General features: G+C 41.9%; 7 protein-coding genes and 1 pseudogene. 6 read left to right on the top strand and 2 right to left on the bottom strand.

The window, feature by feature from the left end; genetic code table 11:
• Window positions 1-54: 54 nt before the first annotated feature.
• The 4 genes from AAFM34_RS17735 (at window position 55) to AAFM34_RS17720 (ending at window position 9484) form a co-directional block, all read left to right on the top strand.
• On the top strand, window positions 55-6960 hold the full coding sequence (locus AAFM34_RS17735) for a Calx-beta domain-containing protein (RefSeq protein WP_341665111.1): 6906 nt from the start codon (window positions 55-57) through the stop codon (window positions 6958-6960).
• A gap of 154 nt (window positions 6961-7114) precedes the next feature.
• A complete protein-coding gene (locus AAFM34_RS17730) occupies window positions 7115-7876 on the top strand; it encodes a transporter substrate-binding domain-containing protein (protein ID WP_341665109.1) in 762 nt (253 codons plus the stop codon).
• Window positions 7877-7912: 36 nt separating this feature from the next.
• Window positions 7913-8716, top strand: coding sequence for a hypothetical protein (locus AAFM34_RS17725; protein WP_341665107.1), 804 nt, complete (start codon window positions 7913-7915; stop codon window positions 8714-8716).
• A 102-nt stretch (window positions 8717-8818) separates the two neighbouring features.
• Window positions 8819-9484, top strand: a complete 666-nt coding sequence (locus tag AAFM34_RS17720) for a DUF2726 domain-containing protein (RefSeq protein ID WP_341665105.1) — start codon at window positions 8819-8821, stop codon at window positions 9482-9484.
• On the opposite strand, the gene AAFM34_RS17715 is transcribed toward AAFM34_RS17720, so the two are convergent.
• A complete protein-coding gene (locus AAFM34_RS17715) occupies window positions 9481-10530 on the bottom strand; it encodes a GGDEF domain-containing protein (protein ID WP_341665103.1) in 1050 nt (349 codons plus the stop codon). The genes AAFM34_RS17720 and AAFM34_RS17715 overlap by 4 nt on opposite strands.
• Window positions 10531-10876: 346 nt before the next feature.
• Here AAFM34_RS17715 and AAFM34_RS17710 point away from each other — a divergent pair, with 346 nt between their 5' ends.
• Window positions 10877-11350: an NYN domain-containing protein gene (locus AAFM34_RS17710; protein WP_341665101.1), complete on the top strand. Its 474-nt coding sequence runs from the start codon at window positions 10877-10879 to the stop codon at window positions 11348-11350.
• Here AAFM34_RS17710 and AAFM34_RS17705 read toward each other — a convergent pair.
• On the bottom strand, window positions 11342-11524 hold the full coding sequence (locus tag AAFM34_RS17705; protein WP_341665099.1) for a DUF2986 domain-containing protein: 183 nt from the start codon (window positions 11522-11524) through the stop codon (window positions 11342-11344). The genes AAFM34_RS17710 and AAFM34_RS17705 overlap by 9 nt on opposite strands.
• Before the next feature lie 267 nt (window positions 11525-11791).
• Between AAFM34_RS17705 and AAFM34_RS17700 the strand changes: the two are divergent.
• Window positions 11792-12244 (top strand): annotated as a pseudogene (locus AAFM34_RS17700) (response regulator); the annotation flags it as partial.
• Window positions 12245-12283: the final 39 nt, after the last annotated feature.

The following is a 12283-nucleotide window of genomic DNA, read 5'->3' as shown; positions in this document are numbered from 1 at the left end:
GCGTCAGCCACAGCGGGAGGTGATAGTTTTAGTATCACCGACTCAGGCATAGGCATGATCACGGACAACTCTGATCGCCCAGTTGTTTCCATTACAGGAGGGGGTGATATTGCAGAAGGTGATACGGCGTATTTCACTGTTCTACTCTCAAACACAGCAACCTCTGAGGTTTCCTTTGTACTTAGTTTGGATCAAGGTGATACCTCAGCTCAAGATATTGCTGCTTATCAATATCAAGATGCGGATGGAGTATGGCAGAATGTACCTGTGTCTGGTGAAATTTTGGTACCTGCAGGTTCTGATTCGGTCGATGTAAGGGTAGTGACGGCGCAGGATACGGTGTATGAGGGTGATGAAAGCTTCACTCTCTCCGTGGCGGCAGGACAAAATACAGTACTAGGAACCTCAACCAGCGCCAGCGCAACGATTCTGGACTTTGCGGATAACCCGCCTCAAGCAGAAGACTTTAGTGTGACATTGGACGCCAATGGTCATGCGAGTATTGCCTTTGATAGCCACGACGTCGCGCAAGACCATATTTCGGATGATGAAGATGATTCAACCAACACGCCTGTGGGTGTGGTGATCACCGAACTCCCTCAGTCAGGGCAGCTCTACTATGATAATCAGTTGATTGATGCCAGTGATGTCACAACATTTTCAGCCAATGGGGAGGTGCTTCATCAAGGCACCGTCTTTAGTGATCCGAACCTTATTCGTTACGAGAACGACAGCGAATCCACAGGGTTTGTGCTCGGTGTTAAACAAGCACCTGAAGGTATGGATGGCTCAACAAGTCAAAGCACGTTCCTAAACTGGGGTGAAGCGGTTGAGGGTAATCCGGCCCAGCGAGTGATGCAGTTCGATAATGGTGATGCGATTACCATTACTTCTGGGAGTCAGCCGCTTACCCAATACTTTGCCCATGCTAATCATGTAGGATATGGGATTGGCGTTGGTAATGGTGGGGGTATTCAGCAAGGTGAAACCATCACCATTGACTTTAGTGACCGCCCTTCAACCTCAATTGAGGTTGGTCTAGATGGATTGGGCGGGTGGTTTGAAGAAGGTAACAGCCATGAAACGGCTGCCATTGTTCAGGCGGTATTGGACGATGGCTCAGTAATTGACGTCCCAGTGACAAAAAACACGTCGGGCAATACAGATTTGTTCCATGTGGCCACCATTGATGCGCCAGAGGGACGAGAGATTGAGTCTCTTATTGTCACCACTGATGGGCCGGGTAACTGGGAGCTTCGTTATTTAGAAGCCTCTTCTAGCGATACATTTGATTATCGTGCTGTAGACAGTGATGGTAACCACAGTGATGAGTATACGGTGACCTTAGTTGAAGGAAACGCGGCGCCTATTGCAGTGGATGATCCCGTTGGTTTTGATGTGGCACTAGGCACATTTAACTCAAGCTCATGGTCACACGATGGGGTGAGTGTCAGTGCCAGCTATCAAGGTCAAGAAAAAACTATTACTGAAAGTGGTGTAAAACGCGGCGTATCTGGTGATGAAAACGGTGGACCTGGGGCTCAGATCCAATATAACCGAGAAGATGGAGAGTCAGAGCAGTTAACCGTTTCATTGGACAAGCCTGCCACGGAATTCAGTTTTGAAATCTCGAACTTGTTTAAAGACGAGGGAGGAAATGGGAATCACGAGCAAGGCAAATGGGTGGCTTATCTTGGCGATAACCCTGTTGCCAGTGGCACCTTTGTGGCGAATGAGGGCAATAACCAAGGTACTTACCATTTTGATGAAGAAGATTTAGGTGGCGTTGCCTTTGATACGGTTGTGTTTGAAGCGCTCGACTTCACTAATACCCCAGCCCGTGGTGATGACTCCTCAGATTATTTCTTAACTGGCTTTAAAGCATCAGGAGAGGGCGCTTATGCGGCCAATCAAGGTGAGGTTTTAGAGATCCCAGTCGCTGAGTTGTTGGGTAATGATGTTGACCCTAATGGTGACAACATTCGCATTACTCATGTGTCTGATGTGAATAATGCGCAAGCGCGAATTGAAAATGGTGTCGTTTATATCGACTTGGAAGAGAGCTTTGTTGGTGAAACCAGCTTTGACTACGTGATCACAGATGATAAAGGTGGTTATTCTGAGGCGACAGTATCGGTAGTGGTGAACCCGCTTCCTCAAGATGTGGCGGTGAGCTCGGTGTCGATGCTTGACGAGACGGTGACCGAAGGGGACAACCTTGTTTATCAAGTGAACTTGGAGGAAGGCGTCCTTCAAGAAACACGATACAACGTGACGTTTGGTCAACCTAATACCGATACTGCTGAGAGTGCTGATGTTGATTTGAGTCAAGCGGTGTATACACATGGTGTTACCTATGATGCGATTCATCAACAATTGGTGGTGCCTGTTGGTATTAATGCTTTCTCTGTTGTGATCCCAACCGTGCTGGATGGTGTGTACGAGCACGCTGAAGATTTCACCTTAGTTGTTGGAGGAGAAAACGCGTCTGGTGTGATTAATAACGTCGATATCCCTCTCGTGTCGGTTTCGGGAGGCGGCAATGTGAGTGAGGGCTCTGGCGCAGAGTTTACGGTGTCGCTAAGCAAAAACACAGCGCAAGCGGTGACGGTGAACCTATTGCTTTCTCACTCAGAAACGGATGCGTCTGATATCAGCAATATGGACGCAGCCTATCACGATGGACAAGATTGGCAGTTCATCTCAATTGCAGGCAATGGCGACCTTGTTATACCTGCGGGAGTGACCGAGGTTCGTGTGACAGTGCACACCACCGATGATAACGCTCAACCTATTTATGAGGGAGCAGAGAGTTTTGCGTTGGTCGTGAACGGCGTGGAAGGTGCTCAAGGATCGGATTCCAAAGTATCAAGCATTATCGATGATGGTAGTGCAGGGTTAGATGATGATCGCCCAGTTGTAACAAACATCAATGAAGTCACGGTGGCTGAGGGAAGCGATGCCATCTTTAATGTCACTCTTTCAAGCCAAAGCAGCTCAGACACTTCCATCACACTAGAGCTAAAAGAGAGGAAAGCATCGTCACCAGAAGATTATGATGGCAGTGAAGTTATAGTAACGTATGGCATTCCCGAGCAAACGCAGAGAGTCTCTGTTCAAAATGGCTTGTTCGAATTTAACTTGCCAGCCGGTGAAAGCGAGTTTTCTGTTGCAGTTAAAACCGTTGATGATGAAGTTTCAGAAAATAATGAGACATTTTTGCTCGCTGCAAGTACTGAATATCAGTCAAATCAGATAAGCGCGAAAGCAACGATTGAAGATAATGAGAAGCCAGTAATAGATTTAGATGGAAGCCAATACCAGATTGAATTTGTAAGTGAAGATGCAGGTTATCGTAATGTCTTTGGTTATTATGTTTACGATCCAGACTCTGATACACAGCAGCTGCAAATTTTGATGTCAGATTCTCATGACTCTCGTCAAAGTGGTTTTGATCCTGTTCTTGCGACTCTTGGCAGTTTAGATAACGTTGAATATTTCCTTATTGCAGATGGAGGAGCTTTAGTCGATAGCTCACCTTCTGGTGCGAAGTATGAGGTTAATTCTGATGGCCAATTGATGGTCAACGGAAGCATTCAACATAGTGCTAAACTACTGCTGAGCCATGACGAAGCATCTTTAATGAGAACCTCCCTTGACGACAATGGCGATACAATCATTTATTTCGACGACCAAGTGGATCATGCACATGATGACAATGACTATGACGATCTTATTATTAAAATCGCCAAGCAAGACACCAATATAGACTTTATCACTGATTTTACAGAAGGTGATGGCCCAATTTCTGTTGTTGATACTGACGCTGATATCTTTGATGATAAAGACTCTCTCCAGTCTATGCATATTTCATTAACTCAGCGCTTTGAAGGTGACCAGATTACTTGGTCACCTATGGCTGGATTTACCGTTAGCCAAAACAGCACTGCTGCAGGCATAACTCTACTGATCACGAGTGATTCTAGCGATGGAGTTTCTGCAGCAGAGTTTGAAGTCTTCTTGCAAGGGATTAAATATCAGAATACCAGTGAAAACCCTGATGAAACGCAGCGCGAAATAGAGTTTTATGTGACGGATTCTTATGGTCAAAACTCTGACATCGCCACCACTAGGATCTCAGTGAGTGAAGTTCCCGATTTATTTGTTCAGCAACATTCCTCTGGCATTGAAGACACTAGTATTGCTCTCAATATCAGTCTTCCTAACGGTAGTTCAGTCGAAGGTATTGTTATCAGTGATATACCGCATGGTGCAGTGTTAACATCGGGCAATGATCCGATTTCTGTATCCAATGGAGAGGCGCAGTTAACAATACAGCAGCTATCACAACTTACCATAACACCGCCTAGCAATAGTGATGAAAACTTTGTACTAAAGGTACAAGGATATACCACTGATAATGAGTTGATTGAAGAGCATGATATTAACGTTCAAGTCGATGCTCAAACAGATGCTCCAATGATTAATGTATCTGAACCAGAAGTTATCTCATTGCATACCTTTGACACCATTGATTTGTCTAATCGTTCGTGGCGTGGCGATGTGACTTCCAGCGAATTGACTCAGGCAGATGGAGTGTTAGGTACTTGGGGCACTGATAATCCTGGACAGTATAATGAGGTTGGTAAGGAAAGTGTCTATCGCGGTGGTGGTTCAGATGGTGATAACCAATTGTACGAACTAGAAGGGCGCCGTGGTGATGACCAGCTATTTACGGAATTTAGTGCAGACGCAGGTCAATTCTACACATTGTCTTTTGATGTTGTCGCTCGCAGAGTTAACGACTCGCCAATGACTGTATTTCTTGAAGATGAAAATGGGACTCGCGAAGTACTATTTGATTACACAGACAAACAGAGCTTAATTTGGCAAACAGAGAATATAAACTTCCAGACGCCTTCGAGCGGCAGTTATAAAATAGTCTTTGAATCTGAGACCTCTTCAAATAGCTTCGGTGCATTGCTAGACGATATTAAACTGGAGAAAGCTAATAATATAGGATTCGAGGACAGCTACATCTCATTAAGTGAGATTGCAATAAGCTTAAACGATATTGATGGTTCAGAAACGCTTTCACTTCTGCTAAATGGCTTACCTGAGGGTTCCGTTATCCGTGATGGTAATGGTAACTCCATCAGTGTGCTTGCAACCCAGGATGGAACAAACAGCGTTGATTTAACAACGTGGATTGATGACTTAACTGAGCTTGAAGTTTATGTATTAGATGAGGGTTTCTATCCACTTGAGTTCATTGCAACAGCAAAAGACAATTCACCTGCAACTTCAGAATCGGTAAGCCAGATTGTCAACCTTCAGGTGCTACCTGACCCCGTCGGTTATGCAATGAAATCTGGTTCTCATGGAGATGATGTTATTGAAGGAAGTGACACTCATGATTTGATTGTCGGAGATGTACAGGGCATTCAGATTATAGCTGGTCAGGACTATAACATTGCCTTTGTTCTCGATACCTCGGGTAGTATGCGAAATAGTGTTGCCACAGCGAAGTCGGAAATTATTGAGGTATTTGATCAACTATACAGTACTGTAAACTCTGGGCCTAACACTGGCAAAGTGAATATGCTTTTAACTGAATTTTCTACTAGTACGGGAGTAACAATTTCAGTTGACTTGAATTCACCGAGCGCGCGAGCTGATTTCATTTCTCAGTTGAGTGATATTGAGGATTCAGGTAGCGGCTACACCAATTATGAAGCCAGTTTTGATGCAACAATCGAATGGTTTGATGCAAACACAAATGATCAAGCTGAGAACATCACCTATTTTATTACCGATGGCAACCCCAACTATATCCATAAACATAAATTGGATGAAAATCGATTTGACGAAGTGGTTCTAGATTTCGATACCTCCAATAAGGAGGTCGTAACCTTGGATGATATTTTGCCATCCGACTATCAGCTTGGTACTTCGGTGATGTATAAAGGACAAGAGATTGTCTCTAGTTCTGGTGCTGTTACATCGCCATTGACGGGGTCGGTTTTGGGTAAGTTAACTCACTCAAATGGCCTTAGATATAGTGACAGTAATTCGATCACTATACAGACTCGCCACATGTACCAAGTTTTGCTGCTCATTTCTTCCATCGAAGCTATTGGTATTGGCGATGGTATTAATGCCGCAACTTTGTCTGAATATGATACGGATGGGGCGGTTGTATCCAATATAAATGTTGATAAATTAGCCGAGACGATTCTTGGTCAAGAAGTTGTTTTGAATCAGGGGCAGGATGAGATTATTGGTGGCCATGGCAATGATATCTTGTTCGGTGACCTAATCAATTTTGACAGTATTGATGGACAAGGTATTTCTGCTCTGCAGAAGTATGTTGCTGCAGAAACGGGTGAGCCGTTAGCCGATGTTTCTAGCGAAAGCATCAACAGTTTTGTGCGTCAAAACTACAGTAACTTTGATGTTTCACGCCAGACTGATCAAGACGATATATTAGTGGGCGGCTTGGGTAATGACATCTTGTATGGGCAAGGTGGTAATGACACTCTAGATGGTGGTGTTGGAGATGACATCCTTTTCGGTGGTCAAGGGGATGACATATTAATTGGTGGGCAGGGTGATGACATTTTAACGGGCGGGTCCGGCCAAGACCAGTTTGTTTGGAAGGGAAGCGATCTTGATGGAGGTGAAGATATTATCACTGATTTCCAAGTGTCTGAAGACAGAATTAACGTTTCAGATTTGTTGGTAGGAGGTGAAACTATGGACGATCTTCTCTCTGATATATCAGCCGATATTGACAATAATGATATTGAACTGGTCATTCAACGAGATAGTGGACAGCATCAGTCAATCAAATTGGAAAATGTGGTAGATCAACTCAGTGGACTTGATCTAAGCTCAGGTAGTGTGACAGGTACCGACTTAACCAATTTACTAAATGAACTCATGATGATACATGAATAAAAAAGGCCGAAAGGCCTTTTTTTAATACTCGTGATTCGTCCCGCTTCTAGCATAATGTATAGGCAGTGAGCCTACGAGGTTCTTGACCTAGACGAATGATAGATACAGCTCTACAGTTTACTAATAAACAAACCTTTATTAGTTGATGGCCACTATGAAATCACTACTGAGATTATCATTTGCCTTGCTGTTGCTATCGTTTTCTGCAAGTGCTGTTGAATTGGATGAACTTCGTTTTCTTACGGAAGAATACCCACCCTATAACTACACTCAAGATGGAAAAAAGAAGGGTATCTCGATTGATTTGCTCATTGCTGCTGCAAAGTCGCAGGGTGTAGATCTCACATTGGATGATATTGAAGTTCAGCCATGGGCGAGAGCTTATCGCACAACTTTAATAAAACCTGATGCAGTTTTATTCGCAACTACACGTACAAGGCTTCGTGAGCATTTGTTCAAGTGGGTAGGTCCACTAAGTAGTACACGAATTGTTGCAATGGCGAAAAAATCGCGTGGCATAAAGATTCAAGCAGCTCTCGATTTTGTGCAATATAGAATAGGCGTAATACGGGATGATGTGGGTGAACAGTTAATGTTAGAACTTGGGGTCCCTCGAGATGGGATGCATGAAGCCTCCTTACCCGAGAATCTAGCTGATCAACTTGCGAAGGATCGCATTGATATATGGGCATATGAAGAAAATGTAGCCAAATGGTGGTTAAAGAAGAAAGGTTATAATACCGATGATTACGAGCCTGTGTTTATTTTAAGTGATGGAGAACTTTACTATGCCTTCAACAAACGAGTGGATGACAAACTGGTTGAGAAGCTGCAGCTAGGTATCGATGCGGTTAAGGATAAAAAAGATGAATCAGTACAGTCCCAATATCAGGAGATCGTTGCTAAGTATAAATAGCAGAATCTGAAAACTCTACCCTTTAAGGAAGACACTATGCGTCAGTTAGGTATTGTATTATTTATAATGTGCCATTCTGTTTTCGCACAGGACGAAATTATACTCACATTACCTTCTCAGAAAGATAGTGGGCACGATTTTTACCACGACCTTTTACACACGGCTTTGATTGATTCAGGTTACAATGTCACAATTAATATACCTCGGGAACACATACCGCAAAAACGTGCTATCAAGATGGTGGAAGCTGGGCAGTTATCATTAACTTGGTTAATAGGTACGCAAGAGCGAAATCTAAGATATACACCAGTCAAAGTCCCTTTAACTAATGGAATGATAGGTAAGCGAATCTTGCTTATTCCACCTGAACTTCAAAGTGAATTTAATAAAGTTAATAGCCTAGAAGATCTTCAGCAGTCTGAAATGGTGGCAGGGCTTGGTATGAACTGGTATGACATAGATGTTTGGAAAACCAATCAATTGCCTGTTTATGTTGAAGATGGTGAATGGAGAAGTCTATATTCGAAGTTAACTCCTGATGGTATGGTGAACTATTTTCCGAGGGGCATGACAGAAATTGTAGATGAAGTTAAACAAAACAAACACCTTGCAATCGAACAACGCTTAATGCTTGTTTACGACAAAGATTTTTACTTCTACCTCTCTGATGCCGCCGCCGGCTATCAAGCGGTTATAGAAAAGGCGCTACAGCAAGCAAAAAAAAGTGGAGTAATGGAAAAGCTTATCAAAAAACATTGGCAACACACATATGAACAAATAGCTCCAGATCAGAGAGTCGTTATAAATCTTAGCTTACCCCATGCTAGCTCTCACAAATAACGTTGAATTTTCTTAAAAAACTGACTTATTCATTAAGTTAGCGTATAAACTCAAAAAATGTATCATACGGTTTCCGACCACTTGGAGTGTTTGTAACGGATTATGGAAAGTGTTTTTATCATTGTTGCTTTGCTTGTTTTGTTCTTTTTTTTCGTTCAAAAACGTTATGCAAAGCAAGATGAGCTAAAAGATAGCCACTATAAGAAGAAAGGCGCTTTGCTAAATATGAAGGAAACAGCGTTTTATAATGCTTTATTAAGCGCTGTAGGGCAGCACGGTATCGTTATGTCCAAGGTTAACATGACTAGCGTGGTCGCGCCCTTGGAAACGAATAAGAAAAAGTGGTTTATTGCCAATAATCGTATTTCGAAAAGTTATTTCGATTATGTTGTATGTGACCCTCGAACGTTACAAGTAAGAGTGGCGATAGAGCTTGATGATGGTCGAGAGCTTGATAAAGGAAAGGTAGAAAGGCAAAAGCTGCTTATGCATGTGTGCAAATCCTCTGGTATTCCTCTGATTGGTACTTCGGTCAAGCATAGTTATCAGGTGAGTCGCTTGAGACGTCTTCTTGCTACACATATTGATTTGATTGAGTCAGAGAAAGAAGTACGCTTTTGTAAGCGTTGTGGTAGCCCAATGGTGATAAAAACTGCCACACAAGGAGACTTTAAGGGCCGTCGCTTTTTTACATGCAGTAGACAGCCGCAGTGTACTTATACAGAAAATTACAACGTTATTTTTGATGAAGAGGATGATTTGGCTTAGTTACAAGCACATGCCAAAGCATTCTTTTCTTGTTGTTGGCACACCATGACTTGATTACGGCCATTTTTCTTGGCTTTATAGAGTTCTCTGTCGGCGTTTCTAAGCACACTATCAAGATCATTAAAAAGGTCGCATTGGTAAATCCCAATACTTGCAGTCTGGAAAATTGGTTGCTCTGGTGTATTAAATATGTAGTTTTCGATAGCGACTCGAATCTCTTCAGCTTTACTTATTGCATCCTGGATCGCAGTGTTATGAAGTGCGATACAAAACTCTTCACCCCCAATTCTGTATACTAGGTGCTCATCACATAGAGCGTCGACCAGAGTAGCCGTTTGCACTAAGACTTTATCTCCCACGTCGTGGCCATATTTGTCATTGACTTGTTTAAAATAGTCAAGATCTAATACTAACAGCGATAATGGGAGCTTTTCGCTCTCCTGCCGATAACGCTCAAAGTTATGAATCAAAGCATGCCTGTTGTATACCCTGGTTAGGGCATCACGAGAGGCCAGTTGTCCAAGTGAGGCTTCGGACGTTTTTCTTTTTACTTCCAGTACATGACTGGCTAACCAAACACTAAGGTATGCGGTAACGAAGTTTAGGGGGAGTTCCCAAGCTATGGTGTCATTGTTAAGGATACACTTATCAATAATTAGACCGAACTGTGTTACAAAGCCAACCATGGTCGCTATCATGCCGTATCTTTTACCCAAGATAAGATATGAAAGTACAGGGTATAGAAAGCTCCATACTAAAACACCGTTATCAATTGAGTAAATATAAGTGTTGAAAGAAATTAGGATTATAAAGGAATAAATGTAACCATTTGATAGTAAGAGTGATGTGTTACTTCTATAACTTCTTAGAGCCACGTATGAAGATAAGACGCAAAAGCATGCTTGTGCTAATGCAACCTGAGGGTAATTATCAAAAAATCCATTGACTATTATGCCTGTTAGAGAAAGGGAGCCGAGTAGAGCACTGAGCCAAAACAAGACTGCACGGCGTAAGTGTCTAGAGGGGTTGAATATGTCTAGCTCCATTAAATCAGCCTTGTATTAATATGTGTTTATATGAATATCGAATAATAGTATGCTTTTCACATGGTGGATCAAGCACTATATTGAACTAGGATCACACAATAGTAACTCTGTACGGTTTTTCAATGGTTAAGTAGAGAATTCACACGCTTAAGCTTTTGAAATGTAAACTATTTATTTTTTATCATTGAGGTCGGTATTTTAAAAGCCACTTACTAAATTTGTTTTATATTGGGGTTGGGTTCACATAAATAATTAATCTTGATGTTTTTCTCTTTAGTCTCGCCTCTGTGTGAAAATCAATGGTAATATTCTGTCACTGTTAAAAATAGAACATGCGGAGTTCCCTGTGGAAAAAGTGGCCATTTTTGTCGATGTTCAGAATATTTACTACACAACAAGAGATAAGTACCAAGCGAATTTTGACTATAACCAGTTCTGGTACATAGCAACGCAAGGACGAAATATTGTCGAGGCCAATGCTTATGCCATATCATCTCAAGACCCAAAGCAAAGGCAGTTTCATCATATTCTTCGTGGAATAGGTTTCAATGTTAAATTGAAACCGTACATCCAAAGGCGAGATGGTAGCTCTAAAGGTGACTGGGATGTTGGTATTGCGCTGGATGTTTATGAAGTGGCAAGTCAAGTTGATAGAGTAATACTGTTATCTGGCGATGGTGACTTTGAAATATTAGTACAAAGGATACAACAAAAATTTGATACTAAAGTTGATGTGTTTGCAGTCCCAGGACTCTGCGCACAGTCGCTTATTGATGCATGCGATAACTACATTTCAATTGATAAAGATCTGTTACTCTGAGGAATCCAAAGGCTCATTGGTAGTACCACTTTCACAAGGCTCTGTGGTTTGCGCCTCTACCTCAGCCCGTTCTGCTTTTGACACATAGCGAGGCTTATTGCTCTTATGCAATTTGGCATTTTTCTTTTTATGCTTCGCTTTTAATATTTGATTGATTTTTTTCTTACGGTTCATACTTCCCCCCATACTGATTAAGCAGATAGTAGCAAATTTCACAATGTTGATCACTTGTTTACAGAGAAGCAGGGAGTTTGCGGATGTTTAGAACCCACATTGTTTTATCACCTATGGCTATATTTGATTGATTTGCCATCAAAAGGTCCAGTTCTAATTGAATGGTGTTCAAAATATATAAGTCAAGTACATTATTTATACAGTATTTTATGAATGTTTGCGCTACTATTAGGTCACTTCAAATTAAGAATTCTGGTCTAATGGTGGATGAGCTCTTTACAATCCTTATTTATCGTTGAAGATGACGCAAAATTGCGTTCAATGCTTGCTGAATATTTTGTCAAAAATGATTTTGATGTTAAGACATTCGAAGATGGAAACAGTGCAATTGATGCCATTATTGAGCATCAACCCGCCATTTTATTACTTGACCTCATGTTACCTGGTGCCGATGGCTTATCAATTTGCAGGCAAATCAGATCTAAGTATTTAGGGAAAGTATTAATGCTGACTGCAAGTGATGATGATTTTGACCATGTTGCTGCGTTAGAAATAGGCGCTGATGACTTTGTAAGTAAGCCAATAAAGCCAAGAGTATTATTGGCTCGAATCAGAATGCTAATGAGACGTGGTGAAAAGAATAACGCTTGTTCTGATGATGCGTTAAATGAGACAAATGTCCTCAGTTATGGGCAACTCAGTCTAAACGTAAGCTGGCGGTAAACCCCATTTAACTGAAAGCTGGCACCAGCTAAAAAC

The sequence above is a fragment of the Vibrio sp. genome, from assembly GCF_038138445.1.
Classification (GTDB): Bacteria; Pseudomonadota; Gammaproteobacteria; order Enterobacterales; family Vibrionaceae; genus Vibrio.
Note: the sequence above shows the minus strand (reverse complement) of the source record. Positions and strands in the feature narration are given on the sequence as shown.